Consider the following 24,819-nt stretch of genomic DNA (forward strand, 5'->3'; position numbering starts at 1 on the left):
AGCTAATATAGCTAAGCTGAATTTGTCAGCCTGAACCTATCGGAGAAAGCTTAAGTGTCGCCAAAAAAGCGCATTGCCATGCACGACCACGCTGCCGAGGCGTCGCTATTCAAACGTCGTGCTTTGTTTACTTTCCTGTGCGTGTTTATCCTAATCAGCATATTGCTTTCCAACTTGTATCAGTTGCAAGTTGTCTCATTTCAAGATTATGAAACTCGCTCAAACGATAACCGTATCCGTGTTGTACCTGTAGCACCAAGTCGTGGACTTATCTATGACCGACACGGTCAGTTACTCGCTGAAAACCAACCATTTTATACTCTTGAAGTTATTCCTGAAAAAACCAAAGACATAAGCGCATCACTAGATAAACTTAACGAGTATATTGAATTAAGTGCAGATGAGCGTGAAACTATCACTGAAAGACTTCGCTATCATCGCCGCTTCAAACCATTGACGATTAAATCTCGCCTGACTGAAGAGCAAGTTGCTACCTTCAGTGTTAATCAACATCAGTTCCCAGGTTTTAGAGTCGAAGCAGGTCTTAAACGCCATTACCCCTATGAAGGTCTCATGACCCATGTACTGGGTTATGTGGGTAAAATTAATGCCCGAGATAGAACCTCACTTGAAAAATCAGGCCAATGGAAAAATTATGCTGCAACCAATGACATTGGTAAGCAAGGCATTGAAAAATACTATGAAAGTCTCTTGCTTGGAAAACCAGGGCATTTAGAAGAAGAAGTGAACAACCGTGGCCGTGTTATTCGCACTTTAAAAGCCACGCCGCCAACACCTGGGCAAGATATCTACTTAACTTTAGATTTAAAACTGCAACAAAAAGCCATGGAATTACTCGATGGACGTCGTGGTTCAGTGGTGGCAATCGATCCCCAAGATGGTGGCGTACTTGCCATGGTATCAAGCCCTACCTATGACCCTAACTTATTTGTCCATGGCATTAGCACTAAAGCCTACAGTGCTCTACTAAATGACACATCTAGACCGCTAATTAACCGAGCAACACAAGGACAATATTCGCCGGCATCGACTATTAAGCCTCATGTTGCCTTATTAGGCCTCGAAGAAAAAACCATTACTGAGAAAACCCGCATTTGGGATCCAGGCTTTTGGCAAATTCCTAACGTTGAACGAAAGTATCGTGACTGGAAACGTTGGGGCCATGGCTGGGTTGATGTTTATAGCTCTATTATGGACTCTTGCGATACGTTTTTTTATGACCTTGCCTACAAAGTCGGTGTCGATAAAATGGCAGCCTTTATGTCCAAATTTGGCTTTGGTGAACCAAGTGGTATCGACATTTATGAAGAAGCCAATGGCATCATGCCGTCCAAAGATTGGAAACGCATGCGCTATAACCAGCCTTGGTATATTGGTGACACCATTTCAGTGGGTATTGGTCAAGGTTATTGGACCACAACGCCACTACAACTAACCAATGCAGCCACTATTTTGGCTAATCGTGGTACACGCTTCACACCGCATTTGCTTAAATCATTCAAAGATGAAACCTCTAAGATAGACACCCCAATTGATGAACGAGAACCCATCAGCCTAAATGATGATAATAATTGGGAGATTATTAACGAGGCGATGCGCCGCACAGCGCACAAATCGCGCTTTACTGACGCCACATACACTGCCGCAATGAAAACCGGTACTGCACAGGTATTCAGTGTTGCGCAAGATGAAAAATATGATTCTGACACGATTGCAGAGCATCTTAGAGACAACGCATTGATCATTGCTTATGCCCCTTATGAAAACCCTAAAATAGTCCTCGCAGTAGTGCTAGAAAATGCCGGTTGGGGCGGCGTTAACGCAGGCCCTGTTGCCCGCGCCTTATTGGACGAATATATGTTACGTGACGAATGGAAGGTGGCAGAATGAATGCCTCACACCACCCCCATAAAAAGAATATTTGGCAAAAGTTACACATAGACTTACCTTTGCTTCTCGGCTTATTAGCCTTAATGGTATTCGGGCTATTCGTAATCTATTCCGCCAGTGGTGAAGACGCAGCCATGATGGAAAGACAGCTAGTACGACTCAGTTTGTCTTTGTTTGTCATGTTTGTTTTTGCGCAAATAAATCCTGAAATATTGCGGCGTTGGGCACTGCCTATTTACATAGCAGGCATCATATTACTGCTTGGAGTACACTTTTTTGGCACCATTAACAAAGGGGCACAGCGCTGGCTAAACTTAGGTTTTATGGAGTTCCAGCCATCAGAGCTGATTAAGCTTGCCTTCCCTATTACCATGGCGTGGTATATCAGTAAATTTCCACTGCCGCCTAAAAAACGTCATTTAGCGGGGGGATTAGTTATCTTATTAATCCCAACCTTATTGATCGCCAAACAACCTGATTTAGGCACCTCAATCTTGGTTGCGGCATCAGGTGTTTTTGTATTGTTTTTATCAGGCATGAGTTGGGTTATTGTCGGTTCCTGTGTCGCTGCAGTATTGGCATTACTGCCGATATTGTGGTTTTTCTTAATGCATGATTATCAGCGCACACGAGTCATGACATTATTTGATCCTGAGCGAGATCCCCTAGGCGCGGGTTACCATATTATCCAATCAAAAATTGCAATTGGCTCTGGTGGTTTATGGGGCAAAGGTTGGCTACAAGGTTCGCAATCTCAGTTAGAGTTTTTACCTGAAAGGCACACCGACTTTATTTTTGCAGTGGTTGGTGAAGAGTTTGGCCTAATTGGTAGTTTAATCTTACTTGCACTTTACATGTATATTATTGGCCGTGGGTTAGTGATTGCATCTCGTGCACAAACCAGTTTTGCAAGGTTACTTGCAGGCAGTATTACCTTAACCTTCTTCGTTTATATTTTTGTGAATATAGGCATGGTATCGGGCATTTTACCTGTTGTTGGTGTACCGTTACCTTTAGTCAGTTATGGTGGTACATCAATGATGACCTTGATGATTGGTTTTGGCATATTAATGAGTATTCATACTCATCGACGTTTCATAGACCGTTAAGCTTTACGCTGTATATTCGGCTTTAGGCAGGTAACAAATAATGCCAACATGATAAAACAAACATGACAAAAGGATTGTTAATGCATTTAAAAACGACATTCGCTGCTGGTTTAGCCTTACTACTGAGTTGCTCAAGTCTCCAAGCAACTGAGATAAACACCGCGGACAGTTCAGAAGTGACGGCGCTCAAGCAGGCCTTTATCAGTGACCAAGTAAATAAAGGGTTCTCAGAGCAAGAAGTCAAAGATTTCCTCGCAACAGCAAATCATAATCAAGCTGTGTTAGATGCAATATCTAAACCTTGGGAAGCTAAGCCTTGGCATCAATACTATCCCATTTTTCTGACTGACAAACGCTTAGAAAAAGGTTTGGAATTTTGGCATGACAATGCTGAAACCATCAACAATGCTGCAGACAAATTCCAAGTGGACCCGCAAATCATTGTGGCTATTATTGGTATCGAAACTTTTTATGGCGGCTATATGGGCAACTATAAAGTCCAAGATGCGTTATACACCTTAGGGTTTTATTACCCACCTAGAGCGACTTTTTTCCGCAGTGAATTTGGCAACTTAATGTCATTGGTTAAAGAAGAACAATTAGATAATGACAACCTAAAAGGTTCTTACGCTGGTGCTATGGGCTTTGGCCAATTTATCCCATCAAGCTATCGTCATTACGCAGTTGATTTCAGTGGTGATGGTCGTCGTGACTTACTGAATAATAAACAAGATGCCATTGGCAGTGTCGCTAACTACTTCCACCAACATGGTTGGCAGCGCGGCGCACCTGTGACGCTAGAGCTTAACCACACTGTAGATACAGCACCAAAAGCCAAAGTGTGGGTGAAAGGAAAACCAACTCAAACCGTTGCCGACATTTTAACGCCAACCTTGAGCCTTGCAAAAGCGAAAGACATCGATGCATCTCAACGTGCTTTACTCGTGAAATTGGATCAACCAGAAGCGACAGAATACTGGTTAGGCTTAAATAATTTTTACGTGATCACCCGTTATAACCGCAGTCCGTTATATGCAATGGCGGTTTATCAGTTTAGCCAACAGTTAGAAGCCGCTTACCATGCTAATTAATCTGATTAACTCATCAATGCAAAAAAGAACGATTTTGAGCATCAGCACATTAAGCTTACTGGGGCTACTGAGTGCTTGTTCAAGTTCATCTTCTACTAGTCAAGATGACCGTTATCAAATGAAAAACGATCGCGCGCCGCAAAGTGCTCCTGATGTAAGTAAAGTTGAAGATGCGCATCCTAAATACGAACCTTATAGCCGCCAAGGTAATAAACGCACCTATACTGTCCGTGGTAAATCCTACACTGTGATGCCGAGTGCCAAAGACTTTAGCCAAAGTGGTTATGCTTCTTGGTATGGTTCTAAGTTTCACGGTCATTTAACTTCCAATGGCGAAACCTACGACATGTATTCTATGTCTGCGGCGCACAAAACTTTACCCTTGCCTAGTTACGTTAAAGTCACTAACGAAGCGAACAATAAGCAAGTGATTGTACGTGTGAATGATCGCGGCCCGTTTCATGAAGGTCGCATCATAGATTTATCCTATGCCGCCGCTTATAAACTCGACATGCTTGGAAATGGCACCGCTAAGGTGAATATTGAAACCATCCACATTGAATCACCCGAGTCGATGGCATTGGATGAACTCAAAGATGACAGTGTGCATATCATCCAAGTGGTAGCCTCTAAAGATCAAGTAAGGATCAATGTGCTCGCCAAAGAGCTTGAAGCAAAATATAAAGTGCCAGCTACTGTTGAGTCTGCTAATGGTTTTTATCGCTTGTTACTTGGCCCCATTGGTCAAAGTTATCTTGCGAATAAATTATTGCTGCAAATCAAACAAGATGGCTACCCACAAAGTTATTTAAGAGCGCCAACAAAAAAGTAGTCGCGCTTAATTCAACTTTGTAATCAAATTTAAAGATTGTAAATATGACATCCGACTTCAGTTAATAACCTGTGTTAAGGAACCTTAATGCCAAATTGAGGTCGACTAATGGTATAATCTTTTTAATTATGTCGTATCACTATGTAAATCAGCTAAAGTAGTTAGCTACTTTTTATTTAACCAGCTGTAATATAGATAATAATTGATAAACGACCTTACTTCTTTCACGACTGACCAGAGATGTGCAAACTCAATGAAGAATATTGTTAACACTCCGCTTAAATCTTTGCTGCTGCTTTCCGCTGTATCTTTATCTTCTCACGCAGCCAATGCACCCATGGTTATGCCAAATGCACCAACAGTTGCCGCTAAAGCTTACGTTTTAATGGACTACAACTCAGGCCGTGTTATCGCTGAAAGCAATGCCTACGAATCGCTAAACCCTGCCAGCTTAACTAAAATGATGACCAGCTATGTGATTGGTCACGAAGTTAAGGTAGGTAATATTTCACTAGAAGATGAAGTGACCATCAGTAAAAAAGCTTGGTCTAAAAACTTCCCAGACTCTTCTAAAATGTTTATCGAAGTTGGCAAGAAAGTCACTGTAGAAGACCTTAACCGTGGCATCATCATTCAATCAGGTAACGATGCTTGTGTTGCAATGGCTGAGCATATTGCTGGTACAGAAGATGGCTTTGTTGATTTAATGAATTCATGGTCAAAGCAACTTGGCATGACCCAAAGTTACTTTGAAAACTCTCATGGTTTAGATTCAGACAATCACAAAACCACGGCTTATGACATGGCTTTGTTAGGCGCAGCCTTAATCCGCGACGTTCCTGATGAATACCGTGTATATTCAGAAAAATCGTTTACGTTTAACGGTATCAAACAATATAACCGTAACGGTTTATTGTGGGATAACAGCCTTAACGTTGACGGCATTAAAACCGGTCATACTTCAGGCGCTGGTTATAACTTAGTTTCTTCAGCAACCAATGATGGTATGCGCTTAATCACAGTAGTGATGGGCACAAACAGTGAATCAGCGCGTAAAGCTGAAAGTAAAAAACTGCTTAACTATGGTTTCCGTTTCTTTGAATCAATCACGCCGTATAAAGCGGGTGATACTTTTGTCACCCAGAAAATCTGGTACGGCGATCGTGAAAACGTTGATTTAGGTGTCGTAACTGATACGCCTATTACCATTAACCGTGGTCAAGCGAAAAACCTAGAAGCAAACTTCGAGCTAACTAAACCACTAACAGCGCCATTAGCTAAAGGCGAAACTGTAGGCCGTATCTTCTTCCAACTTAATGGTAAAGATATTGCTGAGTTCCCACTTGTTACACTTAATGAAGTTAACGAAGGTAGCTGGTTTAGCAAACTGATGGATTACTTCAAGCAAATGTTTGAAGGCTGGTTTAGTTAATCAGTACCAGTAGAGAATCTAATAATTAAAGCTACCTTCGGGTGGCTTTAATTTTTTATGCTTAGGATAAATGCATAGACTCTGTGTTATAAGCCTTGTATTACAGTATAATTACCCCATATAGAACAGATAGCACATATTACAACTGCAGAGAGCAAACACATGTTAGAAACAAACTTTGGCGAACTAATGGAATTTCCGAATTCTTGCCCATTCAAAGTGATTGGTACTGCCGATGATACCCTAGCGGATCGCATTGTTGCAGTAGCGCAACAGCTTGCTCCAGGTGACTATGCACCGACTGTGAAAGCATCAAGCAAAGGCACTTACTATGCGATTTCAATCCGCATTACTGTGACCAGCAAAGAGCATATCGAGCAGGTTTATACCGACCTTGCGGCAATCGAAGGCGTGAATCGCGTACTTTAACCATGAGCAAAATGTGATCAAGCTAACACTTTGATGTCATTTTGCTGCTAGGTGCGTATAATAAGCCAACTTTTTTGAGGGGAGAGGTTGCCCTTGCAAACTCAAGCGTTACACATCAGACATCTTGGTCGCCAAGATTACGAATCCGTATGGCATGCAATGCAGGCTTATACCGATAATCGTGACAGCGAAAGCAACGATGAATTATGGATTGTTGAACACTCGCCCGTATTCACCCAAGGCCAAGCAGGCAAAAGCGAGCACATCCTTAATCCAGGTGATATCCCAGTGATCCAAGTTGACCGTGGTGGCCAAGTGACCTATCACGGGCCGGGCCAGTTAGTTGTCTATCCACTTATCGACATAAAACGCGGTAAACTCGGCGTCAGACAGTTAGTTAATAACATTGAACAAAGTATTGTTGATATGCTGGCAATGTATGACGTTAACGCCTATGCCAAAGCTGACGCTCCCGGTGTCTATGTCGATGAACGTAAAGTTGCCTCACTAGGGCTTCGCATTCGTAAAGGCTGCTCATTTCATGGTCTAGCACTTAACGTCGATATGGACTTAGCACCGTTCCAACGCATTAACCCTTGCGGTTACGCGGGTCTTGAAATGGTGCAATGCAAAGCATTAGGCGGCCCTCAAACCGTTAACGATGCTGGCGACAAACTGATTCAAACATTAAGCAAAGTATTGGGCTACCAAGAACTTGTACATCATCAAGGATTAGCAGAATAATATGAATAGGCCTGAAAGATTACAACCTGGTGTAAAACTGCGTGATGCCGAAAAAGTCGCACGTATTCCAGTAAAAGTGGTTCCTTCTGAAAAGGAAACCATGTTACGCAAACCAAACTGGTTACGCGTAAAGCTACCTGCATCAAACCAGCGTATTACTGAGATTAAATCAGCATTACGTAAAAATGGTTTGCACTCAGTTTGTGAAGAAGCATCGTGCCCTAACCTCGCTGAATGCTTTAACCACGGTACAGCCACCTTTATGATCTTAGGTGCTATCTGTACTCGTCGTTGCCCTTTCTGTGATGTTGCCCATGGTCGTCCGCTTAAGCCAGACGCAGCTGAACCTAAAAAGTTAGCTCAAACCATCAAAGACATGAAGCTTAAGTATGTGGTTATTACCTCAGTGGATCGTGATGATTTACGTGATGGCGGCGCACAACATTTTGCAGATTGTATTCGTGAAATCCGCGTACTTAACCCTGAAATTAAAATCGAGATTTTAGTCCCTGATTTCCGTGGCCGTATTGATGCAGCTTTAGATATTATTGCCACAGAGCCACCTGATGTGTTCAACCATAACCTTGAAACAGCGCCTAAGCATTACCGTAAAGCGCGTCCGGGTGCGAACTATCAATGGTCATTAGATTTACTGAAACGCTTTAAAGAGCGTCACCCTGATGTGCCAACAAAATCTGGCTTAATGATGGGTTTAGGTGAAACTAACGAAGAAATCGCAGATGTGTTACGTGACTTACGTAAACACGATGTTGAAATGCTCACTCTAGGTCAGTACTTACAACCATCTAAGTTCCATTTGCCGGTTGAACGTTACGTGCCGCCAGCAGAATTTGATGAATTAAAAGATTTAGCAGACGAGCTGGGCTTTACCCATGCAGCTTGCGGACCGTTAGTTCGCTCAAGTTATCATGCGGACTTACAAGCTCAAGGTAAAGAAGTGAAATAAGCTTTCTTACTCATAAAAAAACGGCGCTTTATGCGCCGTTTTTATTTACCTAAATAAAACGACTCAAGTTACAAACCGCTTTCAACCATGGCTTTAATCTCTTTTGCCTTAACAAAATGATCAAGTCGATGAGTTTCAATCCACCATGTTGCGGCTTCCATCAATAGCTCAGGATTGTCATTTTTATTGGTAAAAAAAGCATAAAAAGATAAACCTACATTATCGCCTTTTGCGGCTATTTTTTTATCGCAAACCTGAATAATCTTCGCTCTTAATGAGTCTCTCATTTTTATCCTTTTATTAAATCGGCTCTTACATCGGTAAATACAATTAATCACTGTCCAAGAAATGATAAACAAGCTAAGGCATAGCTAACAAGCTAAAACACTGTCAAAGAGAGTCATAGAAAGTCAAAGACAGTCATAGAGAGTCAAAGACAGTCATAGAAAACCAAAGAACATCTAAAGCCTGTAATCCATTAGAATCGCATCTTCACGACCCGACTCAGCAGGGTAATAGCCTGTTCTACGACCTGACTCTACAAAGCCCAGTTTTTGATATAAGCCTATTGCCGCTTGGTTAGACTGACGCACCTCAAGCATGACAATCACAGCCTCCTGCTGTTTTGCATCACTAATAATATGGTTCAGCAAGTGTAAACCTAAGCCTTTACCTTGAAACTGCGGATTGATGCAAATATCTAACAAAGTCAGCTCATCAACTATTTGCTGCACTATCGCAAAACCAATAAGTTGTTCAGCTTCGTAAGCACCAAAAACGCGATACAGGCGGCCAAAACAGTCTTCTAGATTGGATAAGCTCATAGGGTGACTGTGAGCCTGGTTTTCAACACTAGACATCTCAGCAGCGTTTTCAGGGCTAAGAGGCATAATCACTATAGAATTCGAGGGAGAGCTTGTTTCTGACATAGTTTTTAAAATAGGTTTCTTAAAATAGATTTCTTAAAATAGTTTTTTTTTAAAAAATAGTTAACTGTTACCACTGTTGAAATCACGATTAAGATGGCTGTAAGCTGGCTATAAAGATTAGAAATCTCTTTATCCGAACTGCTATTTACCAAAACGCTTCTTTATCAAAACGCTTTATTATCAAAATAAGGATTTAATTAGGCTGCGGTTTTAGCAAGGTGTTGGTATATCTGTTGCCATAATTCGCGCTTAGCTTGATGACCTGTTTCAAGAGCAGCTAATGGTGCAGATACCAGCCAAGCGACTCTAGGGCGCACCTTTAATTTGCGCATATCCCAGACCACTTGCATTCCTTTGACCATCTCAGTATCAAATTCACAATCGTTCAGGTCTACACTCAGTAACCCCAATATCTCTAGGACAATGGCATGCTGAGAAATATCAGTGTCAGAATCTTGAATAATAAGATAAGGCTTACCTTTGGCATCAGCACTGCGCCAACGAGATACACCCATTGCATCTAAATAAGCTGTTCTATCCAAACTGGTCTCCAAAATGAGTAAGTGAACGCATAATTTCTGATAAATAGAATAACAGTTCACTACTCGGTTTGTTACCCAAAAATAAAGCGATTAACGCTTTGGGCGCAATCGCTTTATCTGTAAACGGCTTATCTCTTGTGGCATTAGCCTTATGGCGTTAAGTCAGTGTAAAACTAAATAATCACCGAGCAAGATTCTTTAGAAGCAAGTACATCGGCATAGTTACATACTTTATTACGGCCAGTGCTTTTAGCTAGATACATGGCATTGTCTGCATGACCTGTTAGTGCTTCAACACTGTAACCAGATTGCACACTGTCAGTGACTCCAAAACTTGCAGTAATAGGGAATGTGTAACCGCTTGGGCTGCTATCAATATTGGCAATCGCCTTGCGATAATCTTCAGCAATCTTTAATGCCGTAACGGCATCGCAACGAGACAAGATAATACAAAATTCCTCCCCGCCTAAGCGAGCAAAAATATCATTTGTACGGCCTATATTCATACAAGTACGAGCAACATTTTTAAGCACCCAATCACCACATGCATGGCCATAGTTGTCGTTGATAGTTTTAAACTTATCTAAATCGAATAAAATACAACTAATATCGTCTTGATTAACTTGGCAAGCAGACATCGCATCTTGCGCTGCCGTATTAAAATGGCCACGGTTATAAATTTGAGTTAACGAGTCTATTTGAGCAAGGTGTTTCAAACGCTTTTGGTTTCTGTTCGAGCGAATAGCCGCAATGGCCAACAAACTGATCACCATGATCAGCAAAGCCATAAACAAACGATTATTTTCAGTTTCACTTTCGGCTAAGCGCTGACTAGCCTTTAATAATTTATTTTGTTTGTTGAGTAGTTCAATTTGGACTTTTTGCTCGACGGCTCTGTGCTGAGCTAATTGGAAGGCGAGGTATTTGGTTTTGAGATCGTCAAAGTATGACTTTTCGGCTTCAGCAAATTTTATATAGTAATTTAATGCGGCTTCAAAAGCCTGCTCCCTTACTGCAACTTTATACAATACTTCATAAGCAATCATTTCGGTATCTGAGTTGCTAATACTAGGGATTAGAGCGATTGACTTTTCGCCATAAAAAAATGCTTTTTCGTATTCACCTAAATTTAGATATGCTTTGGCCAATAATGAATTAAAAATCGCCATCACAGGTATATAATTAACAGTCTCGACGTCATTGATATTGTTTAGTAACAACTTAATTGCTTCATCATCGCTTCCATTTTTAATGTGTAATTTTGCAATAAATGAATTAGTTAAATTATACCAAACACTTTCTTCACTAATTAAGCATGATTTTAAAGCTTGACTGATTTCAATTGACTCAAGGTTAATCTTACTAAGATAAAATTTTGACTCTACTATTTGATGCTTTACGATACACTGGTTTCTATCTTCTATTGCTAACATATCTATTTGGTTCGCATAATTCAAAGCTAACTCATACTGACCAATTTGATTATAAAACATAGCAGTTGCGAAAATCCCAAGCTGACTGACCTCGCTATTTTCAATTAAATGTAAATTTTTTAAATTCTCTTCAAGGTAAACTAAGCCTTCACTCCATTCTTTTGTATATGAAAATATATTAACTAATGATAAATTTGCCCTAAATTTCAATTCCGTAGAAACCTGAGACTTACTGATACTTTCCCAAATTCTTTGTGCTTGATTAAAATCTCCTTTAAATCCTAACTGATATGCATACAAGTACCTATAGTAGTTACTTTGCTCTGACGTAAAATCACTTTCAAACGTTTTTAGATAAGCAAGTAAATGATTAAACTGCTTAGGTTGTTGACTTCTAACCTTATCGGCCTGCTTCAATAAAATATCGATATCAGGCATATCTGTATCAATAATTTTTTCTTGGGCAATTGAATAACTGGATAGAAGTAATATTAAAGCTATACCGTTCAGCAATTTAATCATCTATAAAGACTCTTTTAAACAAATTCTAATTGACTTGCTTTTTCTTCTGTTGGTTTATCTTCCTCATCGTCACCGTCTTTATCTTCATCTTCCTCAGCTGGTAATAATCCGCAAACTAGCTCAGCTTGAACATTAAGCTGTTCAGTCAGTGAATATACATCTTTAGATAACAAGGATTTTTTTAGTTCTAAACTTAATTCAGACTGTTCAATGGCTTCATTGTAATCTACAGCAGCAGCAAGGTTGGCATCTTGCCCTATACGTTCAAGTAAACTTATAATTTTTGACATTACATTCCCTTCATTTTTAAGTTGTTGTTAAATAATGTTTTATCAGACGACTTCTGTATTGGATAATTCAGAATTCATGTGCGAAAATTTGAGTTCAATTTCAGCTAATCGGTCGAGAACCTTTTTGTTTGGCTTCATTTTTTGACTAGGTGGGATCACTAACGTGGTATGCATATATATTTCAGCTTCAGCTAAATCTGCAATGGACAATGACTCATTTCTTACCGTATCAATTGGTAGCACAGCAGCTTCGTACAAAATAACCTGATGATCTAGTGGATATACTTCTGAAAGTAGCTCAATTAGTACTTGTCTATGCGCTGCACCAGTTGAAAATTTTGCCAGAGATTTATCACCGGCCAAACCGATTTGCCATAAAACTAAATAACATGAGGGGTCATATTGACGCTTGTAAAACATGAACTGACTGGCTTCAAATTGTTGACAACCAAAACGACCTGGATCAATGGCCAAATCAGCAATTAAACAATCTTCTGCTGAAATGCCTGGTACCATACGCGCTTGATAACCTTCAGCTTTCGCCATCGCAATAGACTTATGCGGTGCTTGAGCAAATACCCCAGGGTGGCCATAAAAAGCACCAACCACTTTTTTACCCGCTCTAACTTCAGTCATCATCGCATCAACCATTTCATTATAAGTAATCTGCCGAGACTTACCTTCTTGGTAATACTTTTGTAAACTGCGAACGTCCGGATGCATTTCTTGTAGCCAAAGCTCAGTGATACCGTGCGACACAGCAGAAAAAACCACATCAGCTTGTTCTATATAACTTTTACTGAGCGGACATATATGAGCACCGAGTGTCATTCCTGTGCCGACACAAGCTAAACTTCCTGTCATTAATTTACTCTCATCATGTTATTACAATGTAAACTCACCTAAAGCAGTAAATTAACAGCTATTGTTACAATTTGGAATGCAATTGTTAATTTCAGATTTTCTTTTTTACTGCCTAGCTGAGTCAATGGAAAAATGTGACTGCTCAGCCTCACTAATTTTAACAAAACCTACAGCTAAAATACCCTTTACAGCAGGGAGATTTTTACTATCACAAAAGGTATCTATTTGGGGCAAATGTAGCTCGTTTAAGCCAAATTCGATCATACGTTTGAACAGTTCAACTGCATAACCTTTGCCATGGACTTCTTTAATTAAAATCAAGCCAGCTTCAGCATTTTTTTGTTTTTTACTAAAAATTATGATTGACTGAATACCTAATTTCTCTTGAGTTTGTTTATCAATAATCACCCAAATGATCTGTCTAATATCATTAGTCATATCCACATTTAACGCGGCATTAAAAAACTCTTCTGCTTGAGTCATACTAAAAGGCGCAGCGATGTGTTTCATAACATTGGGATCACGATATAAACTAATAAAAAACTGTTCATCCTCAACTTGAAGCGGTCGCATTGAAAACCTTTCGCTTTCAAAACTCATCATATTAATCTACCGTTTTTAAATTCAATAATTAACCTAAACCCAACCAAGCAGTCACTCCATAGAAGCTCTGGCTGTTATCTCATATCCAGAACTCAGAACTCAGAACTCAGAACCAATTTAATTGCAGATTTATTTTCAACAGAACAGCTAGCATGAATAACTTTGAACAACAGGTTATTTAAACCATGAAAGACCATCCATATTAATGACTCTTTTGCGAAGCCTTTACAGTGATAACCTTGCTCTAAGATTAGCCCTGCTATAGCACTATTTTTATCAGTGGGGTGCTTTGATAAACTTTGTATACCAATAATTTTATCAGTCATTAAATCAACAATTGCCCACACTTTTTGTTTAAAAACATCTCGAGTTGAGAATTCCATAGCTCGCTCAAATGTTAACTCAGCATTAGCGAAGTCAAATGGCTCCGCTATATGTCGCATTATCTTAGGATCTGTATATAAGCTTACAAAAAAGTCCTTATCTTCTTTCTGCAACAAGCGCATCTTCAATCGTTCAGTTTCAAACTCATGCATATAACTTTCCTTGAGAATAGAGTATCAATCTCTTTGCTCTGCAAATCGAATCACGCCTGTTTCGTGGGCTGAACGATCAAAAATTACGTAATAATCATTAAGCAGCGGTGTGCCTAATAAGCATTGATTTGGCCAACGAGGTAGCTGACTCAATATTTTAAAACACGCTTTACCAGGACTTGGCGAGTTCAGCTGCCAATAATGTTCTGGCTTACAACTGATAGTTATCGCTTTATCAATCACTTCATTTTCTTTATCAGGACATTCGTTGGTGATTTCACCATCAAAGGTGAAGTGCAGTGTTGGCCAATGACTCAAATCATTGGAGTGATGACCCGTCATATCACCGCCTTTAAATAGTTCAGTCATATCAATCCCCTCTTCTTGCAAGCGGATATCTTTAAACGGGGTGACTAACTCCACAAACGCTTCTGATACATTGCTAAAGCCTTGCAACATAGCTTCATACAATAAGTTGGTTAGCAAAATTCCTGACACCCCAGTATCAATAATGGCGTTACTTTTATGGGAAGGAATGTATTTTTCTTGCAAAGCTGGGGCTGCGACAGGCGCTTGGTCGCCGACACTCATGGAGTACAATTTGACGTTGTAATAGCGATTATGAATAACATCAATGGTTTTAAACTTTCCCTGATACAACTCGGTATGCTCTTTGCCACCACCTAAAATCAACCAACCTTTGTTAAGTGGATCGGCTGCGATTTGCTCTTGGGTATAGTCATCTTTAGCAATATGAATACTTGAGCGCTTTGAATGAAAAGCAAAACGATTGTTGGTTAAACCGCTATTGTTAAGGCGGGTAAAATACGGCACAACGGTCTGTTGCGGCTGCTTTTTAAGAAACTTTCGAAAGCGTTTTAAATCTTCGCCGCTAAAGCGTTCTTGCTCGTCAGCTCCATCACAACTCTTCGCGTCATGATCACTATGTGCTGGGCACACTGAGTTAGGTTCTAAAAATGGCCATGGGAAAGTCGATGCAGGCTTAATTTCATGTTGTTCAATATAGGCAGTTAAATCGTAGCTCTTGTTCAAGCCATAATAAGCAAGACCCAGTATTCCATCTGCATCAGCAAAGGTTTTTTGATGCTCTAACGAGGGTACAATTGCTACAGGGCAGCCTTCTAAATCAAGCGGTTCATGAGCGAGGTTAAGATGCGGCACATGGGTTGTCGTATTTTTATCTAGTGAATCTTGCGCTAACAAATCATCTTTAAGCCCATCTTGGCTGACACTCACCTTGGTATGCACTAATGGCCCATCCCAACCGCCTGCACCATAAATCACTTGCTGAGCAAATGGGCCAGATTGCAGTAGCTGATCATCGTGCGGTCTGTAGACCTGCTTTTTAACGACTAAGGTACTACTACCAGTATCAACGATTAGATTTGCAGGACTACCTTCACTTCCAAGGTGCATTTGCACACAGTAGCCACCTTTAGCATACACATTAACTAGAGGCAGTTTCACTGTTCTAGGCTTAATGGCTTCTGGCGTTAGTGATGCTAGAGAAGCTAATTGTTCTTGTGCTTGCGTTTCTGTCTGTTCTAGTTCTGATGCTTGTCCGTCACTACTGCATGAATTTAGCGTTTCATCCAAGTGCTGCTGCATTTGGTTATGATGATGACAATGACCTAATAGGTGTTGATGGTGATCGTCATTAGAAGCTTTTAGCGCGGCTTGTTGATTAAGGACCTGCTCTTGAGCAATTGATGCCTCATCAAGTTGTTCAGCTTGTGGATTTTCTTGCTTACTCATGCAATTGTTGCTTCCTTGCTATTGATAACCAGCTATAAAGCCGCAGCTATCAGTAGAGTTTTTGCCGTTTATATACATTAACGGCTTAACCTTATTCACCTAAGGCCGTTACTTTAAATTAACACCAATACCTTTGTCACTCATTCATATGCTTAAAAGAACATTTTTTAATCATTCAGATTTATTGAAGCGATTAAAATTGGGACTTTAGTTAACCGGCATAATAAAAGGAGTACATTTAACAGCTAATTTAGCTAAAGGCAATCAACTCAGAAAAGGAACTAATGAAAGGAAGCTAAAGTAAGGAAACTATTTCAGATTAATATCTAAACTTAAAAAATATCACAAGATGATTTTGGTTTGAGAGAATACATACAAAATTGCATTGCAAAAGCCTGATTAGACTTTTGCTTTGGCTTTGGCTTTGGCTTTAGCCTTATGCCACATTGACTGAGGTTATCAAAACGATGAAAAGGTTTAAGGATGGTTGTGCTTTCGTTCTAGCTCGAGAAACTCGAAGCCGCGCTTTAAGAATTTGAATTCTTCTTTTTCAGGTAATAGTGTTATCAATGATGTTAACTCAGCAAAAATATGCTCAAGTGCTAATCGGTCTTTGTCTTTTAAATGATTAAAAATCAGCGGTCTTAATACCATACTGAAAATCATTGCAAAGTCTTCAAAACGTTGCTCATGAATGGCTGTGATATTCATTTGAACTTCTTCGATACACAGCGCGGCTAAAATTTCATTTTTATCACGGAAATTTTGGTAACAACAGGCTCTAGATAACCCACAAGCCCTAGGGACATCTGACATTGAAAAGTTAATCACACCATGCTGTTTGATTAATTCTTTTGCTGCATTCAGGAGTCGTTGCTCTGTTGTCATAGTGGTCTCTGTAACACTTATATTTGTACAGTATATAACAACTGACTTTGCACTTGTATAGCCGCTAGTCTAGTCACTTAAACAGTCCTCTAGAGAACTTGAATTTTATCATATTCAGGTCCTACTAAAAACTAGACTTATCAATATCTAAAGCATACTTGGGAAATTGTGATGAGGTTAAATGTGGCTGAAAATACTGATGTGAAACTTCATTACGCTTAGCAGAATACATCGCAATATCGGCATTTTTCATCAGCGACTTTCTATCCTGTCCATCCTTGGGAAATTGGGCAATCCCAATGCTAGCACCAATAACAATCATGTGCCCAGAGCATGGAATATCAACGAGTAGAGCTTGTTCGATTTGTTTGGCTATTATTGAGATATTGCGATCCTGAGCATCAGGAATAATAATGGCAATCTCATCACCGCCAATTCTTGCAGCAAGTGCGTCTGCTGGTAACACGCTGTCTATACGTTCAGCCACAATCTGTAAAACTCTGTCACCTTCTGAATGACCAAAAGTATCATTAATCATTTTGAAATTATTAATGTCTAACATCATGCAATAAAACGTCTCAGGTTCTTTTGCAATGAATTGATCAATACTACGATAATACTGTTGACGGTTAGGTAGCCCTGTAAGCAAATCATGATTAGCTTGATGGTTTTTTTCTTGCAGTAAATTATCCATATTCTCGATTGTTTGCTTGCTCAAACGTGTCACCAAATAAACAAACCAACCTCCGGCAAAAAAGATCCCTGCGACAACCAATTGAATAAAATTAACGGTTTCCTGAGCCTTCAATAATAATGATAAATAGCTAAAATAACTCACAATAAACAATGCGATTAGCATCAACAGGGTTAGCCAACCTTTGCTGCTAAATTGAGAATAAGCACAAATTTGATATGCAGGCTTTAAGGATAAACTCAGTCCAATTAACCCTAAAAGTACTAATATTGACGCGCTTAACCCCATAACCTCTCCACTTGCCTTTGCTTAATACTGTTTCTCAACTTTTTGTCTAAATCTTTTTTGTTTACACTTTTTGCCTAAACAGCATGATTTAAATCAGAATACCGTTATTGTACTTAAATAGTCACTCGCTTGAATATTACACCAGTAACACTAGTAGCAAGTCGTTTAAGACATTTCTAGTGTAGCAGTTATCACGTTAGTTGCTTGCCATTCACCTGCTTAATGAATCTGTCGATTACTCATTAACATGTTTATTTCACTCTCGTTTTTCTACAAAAAACCAGTTAACATAAAATCAACAACAAAAATTAAATATTGTTCAATAGCTAAAAGACAAAACAATAAGAACATGGAACGAATTAACACATGATAAATACCTACAAAAAGCTGCTTATCACTTGTATCTGTTTAGTCAGTTTCCCCGCGCTTAGCCAGAGTCAATTGATCAGTAACATTCATGGATATACTGTTCAAGATGGCAATCTCATCGAGTTTAGAGCTTTGCAATTTGATGGTGACACCATCGAAAAAATATATACCGAACAAGACAACTTACCCTATAAAACCGAAGCCAATATCAATCATATTGATGGTAAAGGTCGAACCTTACTTCCGGGCTTAATTGATGCTCACGGGCATGTATTGAGTTACGGTTTGAGCTTGATGCGTGCTCAATTACGCGACAGTGAATCAGAATACGATGCTGTTAATATTGTCGATGAATTTAGGCAGCAACAGTCTTCATTACACTGGGTACAAGGCAGAGGTTGGAACCAAGTATTATGGCCAAGTAAGCAATTTCCTACAGCCGCCTCTCTCGATAAGATATTTCCTGACACGCCTGTATGGTTAGTACGAATTGATGGGCACGCTGGCTGGGCAAATTCAGCAGCAATGGCAGTTGCTGGAGTCGATATCAATTCAATCAGTCCAGCAGGCGGCGAGATCCTTCGCCATAAAAATGGTCAACCCACTGGCGTATTTGTTGATAATGCCATGAGCTTAATTACCAACAATATCCCTAAACTGTCGATTGAAGAGCAACAAGCAGTGCTCGAAACAGCTTTAACCTCATTAGCAGAATTAGGGTTAACCAGTGTGCATGACGCTGGGATTCAGTCTGATACCATTGCGGCTTATCAAGCTTTGGACTTACGCAGTAAAATGCCTATTCGCGTTTACGGCATGATTGACGCTGAAGATCCTGAGTTTGATCAATTAATGGCTGCAGGACCATACCGTATCGATACCGATAAATTCCGTGTTAGCAGTGTTAAAATTTCTGCTGACGGCGCATTAGGCAGTCGCGGCGCTGCGTTAATTGAAGATTATAGTGACTTAAAAGGCCACAAGGGGTTATTGCTATATTCGCCACAAGCCTTAGGCGATAAGATTGAAAAAGCCATGAAAGCAGGGTTTCAGGTTAATACCCACGCAATTGGTGATAATGCCAATCAGATTGTTTTAGATCATTACCAATCATTAATTGCCAACAGTAACAGTCGCCATTTACGACACCGTATTGAACATGCACAAGTATTGCAGCTCAGTGATATTTCTCGATTTGCAGAGCTCAATGTGATTGCTTCTATGCAGGCAACACATGCCACCAGCGATAAGAATATGGCAGAAGATAGAGTAGGCAACTCGCGAATAAAGGGCGCTTACGCTTGGCGAAAATTAATCAATGCGGGCGCTGTTATTGCAGCAGGTTCTGACTTTCCCATTGAGTCCCCTAACCCTTTTTATGGCCTTCATGCCTCTGTGACCAGACAAGACCATGACAATCAGCCGGTTGATGGTTGGTACCGTAGAGAAAGCATGACACTCACTGAAGCGCTCGCCAGCTTTACCACTAATGCCGCTTTTGCTGGTCATCAAGAAAAAGAGATTGGTCAGCTAAAACCAGGATTGAAAGCAGACTTTATCTTAATCGAAACCGATATTTTCTCAGCCCCTGTTGAAGATATTTGGAAAACCAAAGTCAGCGAAACCTGGGTTAATGGACAACGAGTACATTGATACTCCTAAGCTCGACTTGTTCAAGTCGTTACATCTAATTGAAATGCTAAGGGCAGATAAACCTTTATCTGTCCTTGCGTTCAACCTCTGTTGTTTCAGTCAATTCAGTGAACCTTTCATAAAGCTAGCAATCTGCTAGCCACCACAATCCATTCAACGTTCTAACAATATTTTTTAAAAAAATAACCCTTTTCTATATTGTCTGCGTTTATAGCAATAACAACGAATTTACTTTCTATTATTGCTGGAGCAATTATGACTCAATTAATCAATGTGAACACACTAAGAAAAACCTTGTTAAGTACATTAATCGCATCTGGGCTCATTTTCGGTTTAACAACCAATACCGCAATAGCCGCTAACTATGATTTCCCTCACTTAGAAACCGTTGGCACCAGCCAAGTCAAAGTAGCCCCTGATATGGCAGAGATTTCAGTACAAGTAAGCTTAACCAAAGATAACGCCAAAGAAGCTAAAACAGCGGTTGATGAAGCGGTCGTTAAGTTTATCAAACGCCTTAAGCAGGCTGGTGTCAGTAAACAGGACATTCAAAGTGCAAACTTGCACATTCAACCGCAATATCATTACCCATCAAACCAACCTAAAGAATTAACCGGTTATAGTGCTAGCAGACAGTTGACGGTTAGCGTTAAAGAGTTAGTTAAGTTAAACGACATTCTGGATTCCGCTCTAGAAGAAGGCATTAATCGAGTGCAAAATATTGCTTTAAAATCATCCGATGAAACCCAAGCTATTGAGCAAGCAAGACAAGCAGCCATTAAAGATGCAAAGCACAAAGCGCACTCTCTAGCGCAAGGTTTTGACCGTGAACTCGATGGCGTATGGGAAATACGTTACTTAACACAGCACCCAGTGCAACCCGTAATGATGAGAATGAGCGCAATGCAAAGCGATATGGCAGAAAGTTATCAATATGGTGAGGTGAGCGTTGAAGAACGTGTAGAAGTTATTTATCGCTTAAAATAAACCCTTATGAACTGGTGACCTAGCCGCTGCAGGTCACTTTGAGTTTCTTGTTTGTTTGCTCTAGTTAACACTATTACAAATTTATTGTCTCTTTTGCTTTTTTCTTGTTTCTAATCAATGTCTATATTGTCTTGCTGAATAAACTATGGCGCAATTTGGCGGTGAATAATTTAAAACCTTTCAAAAACCTTAATCACCTCAAAGCGGTCGTATTGTTTTATCCATACTAATTCAGTCAAGAGGACGCTTCATGAACATCGATTTATCCACTCAAATTGCTGGAACACAGCTAGACAGTTATTTGATGAATGCCTCTGGCCCTAAATGTACCACTTGGGATGAGTTGCACACCATTGCACTATCCAACTCGGCAGCCGTGGTAACCAAGTCTTGTACGATTGAATCGCGCGAAGGAAACCCTGAACCTAGATATCAAAACCTGCCATTAGGATCTATCCAGTCTATGGGGCTCCCCAACCTTGGATACAAAGCGTATTTAGAAATGGTGCCGCAATTAAAAGCCTTGGGGAAACCTGTCATTGTCAGTGTTTCGGGCTTTAGCGTTGAAGATAATATTGAAATGGTCACCGCGTTTCAAAACAGTGACGTCGATTTAATTGAAGTAAACTTTTCTTGCCCTAATATCCCTGGTAAAGCTCAAGTCGCTTATGACTTTGAACAGACAGACCAAGCACTTGCCGCGATTACCGCCTTAGGCAATAAACCTATTGGGATTAAATTAGCGCCGTATTTTGATATGTCACACTTTATTGCAGTGGCCAATATCATCAAGAAATACCCAGTAAAGTTCATTACCTGCATTAACTCTATCGGCAACACCTTAGTGATTGATCCACACACAGAGCAACCTATCATTAAACCTAAAGGCGGCTTTGGTGGTTTATGTGGAGATTACATTAAGCCTATTGGCCTTGCCAATGTGCGCGCATTTCGTGAACTGTTAGATGATGATGTTCAAATCATCGGTGTTGGCGGCATTAAAACCGGTATCGATGCGTTTGAATATTTATTAGCAGGCGCGGACGCGGTACAAATTGCTACTTGTTTTGAAAAAGAAGGCGAAGCTTGTTTCGAGCGTATTGAGTCTGAGCTTGCTGAGTTTATGCAATCTAAAAACTATCAATGTATTGCTGATGCAAAAGGCAAACTAAAGCCACTATAAACCCCCTTAGCAAATCCATTTACATCTAATAGCCAGTTCATTTGTTCTGGCTATTTTTATGGCCATAACTAAAGTTAGAGCCAATAGCTATCACCAACATCCCCCAATTCCTCGCCAATTTATTAGCATTTACTAACCTATTTTATCGCTAAAATTTATTCGTTAAAGTCTGACTATTGATTAATAAGACTGTTAATATTGATTTAAATTAACAGCTTCACCACTTAAAACCTGACAATTGATAAACTTTCAGTAACCTACTATGCAATAAATAAAGCGCTTAATGAGCCTTAAGACTCAAACGCCGCAGGCATAACATAATAAATGGATACGACACGTGGTTAAAAAATTACTTTCAATGACCAGTTCAACACAAATGCTAATTGCCATGTTTGTCGGTTTTGCTGTTGGTATTTTCTTTGGCGAATCCGTTGGCTGGCTAAGTACCATAGGTAATGGTGTCATCTTATTAATGCAGATGACGGTTTTACCCTACATTGTTGTATCGCTGATTGGCGGTATTGGGAAACTGCAAAAAAGTACTGCTATCTTAATTTTTAGTCGCGCGGGACTTATCATGTTGCTGTTGTGGTTGGTCGGATTGGTGCTTACTGCATTAATGCCATTGTCATTCCCATTTGTAGAATCCGCCTCCTTTTTCAGTACCAGCATTATTGAACCTGTAGAACCGATTAATTACTTCAAGCTTTACATACCATCAAACCCATTTGAATCCATGGCTGCAGGTTATGTACCTGCTATGGTGGTATTTAGTATTGCGATGGGGTTGGCACTCATCGGCATGGAAGGTGATAATAAAAACCAAGTGCTTTCTTTCATGCACACCATTACCGAAACGTTTTCACGCATTACTCAAGGCTTAGTTAAAGTATTACCGGTTGGTATTTTCGCTATGTCCGCAGCGGCGGCAGGAACGATGGGGGTCGATGAATTTGCCAGTATGCAGGTGTATTTAATCAGCTACTTTGTTTTGTGCTTATTGCTCACCTTTGTGATTTTACCTTGGATTGTTTGCTCGCTAACACCAATTACATATATGCAAACCGTCAGCATTACTAAGGCAAGCCTAGTAACTGCGTTTGCTACTGGTAATATCTTTATTGTCATTCCCGTGATTATTGAAGAATGTAAGCAGATCATGCGTGAGCATAATAACCTTAGTGAAGACGGCTTAACCCTAATTGAAATTCTTGTACCTATTGCCTTTACCTTCCCAAATATCGGTAAACTCACGGTTATTTTGTTTGTTTATTTTGCTGGCTGGTTTAATGGTACCCCTGTTGATATCAGTGCTATTCCTTCCTTATCGATTAGTGGCCTGTTATCACTATTTGGCAGCGTTTATGTTGCAATCCCCTTTATGCTCGACTTAGTGCATTTACCTTCTGATTTATTCCAATTATTTGTTATGTCAGGCTTTATAACGGGTAAATTTAACTCTATTGCTGCGGTAATGAATTTATTCGCATTAACCTTACTGACAGTTTGTTTATTCCAAGGTTGTCTTAAAATTCGTGCGCCGCAATTAATTAAAATGTCTGGTGGCTTAGTGGCCAGTACCATAGTCACCATATTAGTGTGTCGAATTGGGATGGGGGTATTTATTACTAGCCCTGAAATCACTAGTGGCGTGATTGCCAACATGAAAGTAGCTGACAAAGTGCCTACTAAAGTAACCCGACAGTTTCCTGAAGTAGGTAAAACACCCTCTCAGCCAATAGTCGATGTACAAACTATCAGAAAGCGTGGCGTGTTAAGAGTCGGTTATATTCCAAGTAATGTGCCCTTTAGTTATTACAATAACTCAGGCCAATTGGTGGGCTTTGATTCTGCGATGGCCACTAAACTAGCCGAAGATTTACATGTTGATATCGAATTCATTCCTTTTCATAAAGATAAGCTTGCTGTGTCATTGCAAGCAGGCTTTTTTGATGTGGCTATGTCAGGGCTTGCCATGGATATCAAACAAATGGATCGCTTAAGTTACAGCGATCCAGTATTAGAACTCAATATCGCCATTGCCACTAAAGACCACCGCGTCAATAGCTTTAAAACCAATGAGTCGATTCTGGCCATGGAAGATGTCACCGTGGCTTATGTTGAACATGATGACAAAATCAAAGAAGCCAAGAAGCAGTTGCCCCATCTTAAATTTGTCAAAATTGAAGGTTACAAAGATTTCTTCAGGCAGAAAAAAGACAAGTACGATGCTGTGGTTATCAGCGCAGAGGCAGGGTCAGCCTGGACGCTATTTTTCCCAGGTTACGGCATTGCCATTTTAGAAGGTAAAAATCGTTATCCTGTGGCTTATGCGGTGGCTCAATCGAACCAGTCATTACTGAACTATATTAATAATTGGCAAAAACTGCGTAAGGTCGATGGTCATCAACAAGAGTTTTATGACTATTGGATGTTAGGCAAAGGAGCCACCACGCCTCAACCTCGCTGGTCAATTATCCGAGACGTTTTACATTGGGTTGATTAACTTCTCAATCAACATTTGAACCCAAATAGTTTGCCTTAAAGCCTAATGTATCAATATACATTAGGCTTTTTAGTCTCTTAAAAGTGTTTATTTTCCCTTACCTTAAATTGTCATATTGTCGAATTACAGTATAAAGCGAAGGTTTTTTATTTATGCCATAGTGAATAGTGAATAGTGAATAGTGAATAGTGAATAGTGAATAGTGAATAGTGAATAGTGAATAGTGAATAGTGAATAGTGA

23 protein-coding genes are annotated in these 24,819 nt (G+C 39.9%); 12 read left to right on the top strand and 11 right to left on the bottom strand.

The genetic code is table 11. The features are described from left to right. Positions 1-54: 54 nt before the first annotated feature. The 8 genes from mrdA (at position 55) to lipA (ending at position 8,515) form a co-directional block, all read left to right on the top strand. Complete coding sequence (gene mrdA, locus Q4600_RS20270; RefSeq protein WP_102528090.1) at positions 55-1,911, top strand: penicillin-binding protein 2; 1,857 nt, start codon at positions 55-57, stop codon at positions 1,909-1,911. Further along, a complete protein-coding gene (gene rodA, locus Q4600_RS20275) occupies positions 1,908-3,020 on the top strand; it encodes a rod shape-determining protein RodA (protein ID WP_102528091.1) in 1,113 nt (370 codons plus the stop codon). Before mrdA ends, rodA begins: the two co-directional genes overlap by 4 nt. A gap of 80 nt (positions 3,021-3,100) precedes the next feature. Next, positions 3,101-4,111: a lytic murein transglycosylase B gene (gene mltB, locus Q4600_RS20280; protein ID WP_303518324.1), complete on the top strand. Its 1,011-nt coding sequence runs from the start codon at positions 3,101-3,103 to the stop codon at positions 4,109-4,111. A gap of 16 nt (positions 4,112-4,127) precedes the next feature. Continuing rightward, positions 4,128-4,943 carry a septal ring lytic transglycosylase RlpA family protein gene (locus Q4600_RS20285; RefSeq protein ID WP_303518369.1) on the top strand — a complete coding sequence of 272 codons (816 nt, stop codon included), beginning with the start codon at positions 4,128-4,130 and terminating at the stop codon, positions 4,941-4,943. A 253-nt stretch (positions 4,944-5,196) separates the two neighbouring features. Beyond that, on the top strand, positions 5,197-6,375 hold the full coding sequence (locus tag Q4600_RS20290; RefSeq protein ID WP_102528093.1) for a serine hydrolase: 1,179 nt from the start codon (positions 5,197-5,199) through the stop codon (positions 6,373-6,375). A gap of 162 nt (positions 6,376-6,537) precedes the next feature. Further along, positions 6,538-6,804: a DUF493 family protein YbeD gene (ybeD, locus tag Q4600_RS20295; RefSeq protein ID WP_102528094.1), complete on the top strand. Its 267-nt coding sequence runs from the start codon at positions 6,538-6,540 to the stop codon at positions 6,802-6,804. A 93-nt stretch (positions 6,805-6,897) separates the two neighbouring features. Next, positions 6,898-7,548 (top strand): lipoyl(octanoyl) transferase LipB, encoded by a 651-nt coding sequence (gene lipB / locus Q4600_RS20300; RefSeq protein WP_102528141.1) that lies wholly within the window; start codon positions 6,898-6,900, stop codon positions 7,546-7,548. A 1-nt stretch (position 7,549) separates the two neighbouring features. After that, positions 7,550-8,515 carry a lipoyl synthase gene (gene lipA, locus Q4600_RS20305; protein ID WP_303518328.1) on the top strand — a complete coding sequence of 322 codons (966 nt, stop codon included), beginning with the start codon at positions 7,550-7,552 and terminating at the stop codon, positions 8,513-8,515. 68 nt (positions 8,516-8,583) lie between these two features. Here lipA and Q4600_RS20310 read toward each other — a convergent pair whose 3' ends face one another. The 11 genes from Q4600_RS20310 to Q4600_RS20360 form a co-directional block, all read right to left on the bottom strand. Continuing rightward, complete coding sequence (locus tag Q4600_RS20310) at positions 8,584-8,802, bottom strand: DUF6500 family protein (RefSeq protein WP_303518331.1); 219 nt, start codon at positions 8,800-8,802, stop codon at positions 8,584-8,586. Positions 8,803-8,976: 174 nt separating this feature from the next. After that, the gene (gene rimI, locus Q4600_RS20315) at positions 8,977-9,405 is read right to left on the bottom strand and encodes a ribosomal protein S18-alanine N-acetyltransferase (protein ID WP_303518333.1); all 429 of its coding nucleotides are present in this window, start codon (positions 9,403-9,405) and stop codon (positions 8,977-8,979) included. A 236-nt stretch (positions 9,406-9,641) separates the two neighbouring features. After that, positions 9,642-9,986 (bottom strand): hypothetical protein, encoded by a 345-nt coding sequence (locus tag Q4600_RS20320; protein ID WP_303518335.1) that lies wholly within the window; start codon positions 9,984-9,986, stop codon positions 9,642-9,644. A 173-nt stretch (positions 9,987-10,159) separates the two neighbouring features. Beyond that, positions 10,160-11,941, bottom strand: a complete 1,782-nt coding sequence (locus Q4600_RS20325; protein ID WP_303518338.1) for a GGDEF domain-containing protein — start codon at positions 11,939-11,941, stop codon at positions 10,160-10,162. Between the two features lie 14 nt (positions 11,942-11,955). Beyond that, complete coding sequence (locus Q4600_RS20330; protein ID WP_303518341.1) at positions 11,956-12,231, bottom strand: hypothetical protein; 276 nt, start codon at positions 12,229-12,231, stop codon at positions 11,956-11,958. A 42-nt stretch (positions 12,232-12,273) separates the two neighbouring features. Then, positions 12,274-13,095, bottom strand: coding sequence for an SAM-dependent methyltransferase (locus Q4600_RS20335; protein WP_303518344.1), 822 nt, complete (start codon positions 13,093-13,095; stop codon positions 12,274-12,276). Between the two features lie 105 nt (positions 13,096-13,200). Continuing rightward, on the bottom strand, positions 13,201-13,698 hold the full coding sequence (locus Q4600_RS20340; protein ID WP_303518347.1) for a GNAT family N-acetyltransferase: 498 nt from the start codon (positions 13,696-13,698) through the stop codon (positions 13,201-13,203). Positions 13,699-13,790: 92 nt separating this feature from the next. After that, on the bottom strand, positions 13,791-14,234 hold the full coding sequence (locus Q4600_RS20345; protein ID WP_303518350.1) for a GNAT family N-acetyltransferase: 444 nt from the start codon (positions 14,232-14,234) through the stop codon (positions 13,791-13,793). A gap of 24 nt (positions 14,235-14,258) precedes the next feature. Beyond that, positions 14,259-16,010 (bottom strand): pepsin-like aspartyl protease, encoded by a 1,752-nt coding sequence (locus tag Q4600_RS20350; protein WP_303518352.1) that lies wholly within the window; start codon positions 16,008-16,010, stop codon positions 14,259-14,261. A 477-nt stretch (positions 16,011-16,487) separates the two neighbouring features. After that, a complete protein-coding gene (locus Q4600_RS20355; RefSeq protein WP_303518354.1) occupies positions 16,488-16,898 on the bottom strand; it encodes a TetR/AcrR family transcriptional regulator in 411 nt (136 codons plus the stop codon). Positions 16,899-17,022: 124 nt separating this feature from the next. Then, positions 17,023-17,880 (bottom strand): GGDEF domain-containing protein, encoded by an 858-nt coding sequence (locus Q4600_RS20360; RefSeq protein WP_102528105.1) that lies wholly within the window; start codon positions 17,878-17,880, stop codon positions 17,023-17,025. A gap of 366 nt (positions 17,881-18,246) precedes the next feature. Between Q4600_RS20360 and Q4600_RS20365 the strand changes: the two genes are divergently transcribed. The 4 genes from Q4600_RS20365 (at position 18,247) to Q4600_RS20380 (ending at position 24,578) form a co-directional block, all read left to right on the top strand. Next, the gene (locus Q4600_RS20365; RefSeq protein ID WP_303518357.1) at positions 18,247-19,902 is read left to right on the top strand and encodes an amidohydrolase; all 1,656 of its coding nucleotides are present in this window, start codon (positions 18,247-18,249) and stop codon (positions 19,900-19,902) included. Between the two features lie 255 nt (positions 19,903-20,157). After that, positions 20,158-20,889 carry an oxidative stress defense protein gene (locus Q4600_RS20370; RefSeq protein ID WP_303518359.1) on the top strand — a complete coding sequence of 244 codons (732 nt, stop codon included), beginning with the start codon at positions 20,158-20,160 and terminating at the stop codon, positions 20,887-20,889. A gap of 250 nt (positions 20,890-21,139) precedes the next feature. Next, complete coding sequence (locus Q4600_RS20375) at positions 21,140-22,072, top strand: dihydroorotate oxidase (protein WP_102528108.1); 933 nt, start codon at positions 21,140-21,142, stop codon at positions 22,070-22,072. Positions 22,073-22,409: 337 nt separating this feature from the next. Further along, entirely contained in the window at positions 22,410-24,578 is a 2,169-nt protein-coding gene (locus tag Q4600_RS20380; RefSeq protein WP_102528109.1) for a cation:dicarboxylase symporter family transporter, read from the top strand. Positions 24,579-24,819: the final 241 nt, after the last annotated feature.

The organism is Shewanella sp. 2_MG-2023, assembly GCF_030548905.1.
GTDB lineage: Bacteria > Pseudomonadota > Gammaproteobacteria > Enterobacterales > Shewanellaceae > Shewanella > Shewanella electrodiphila.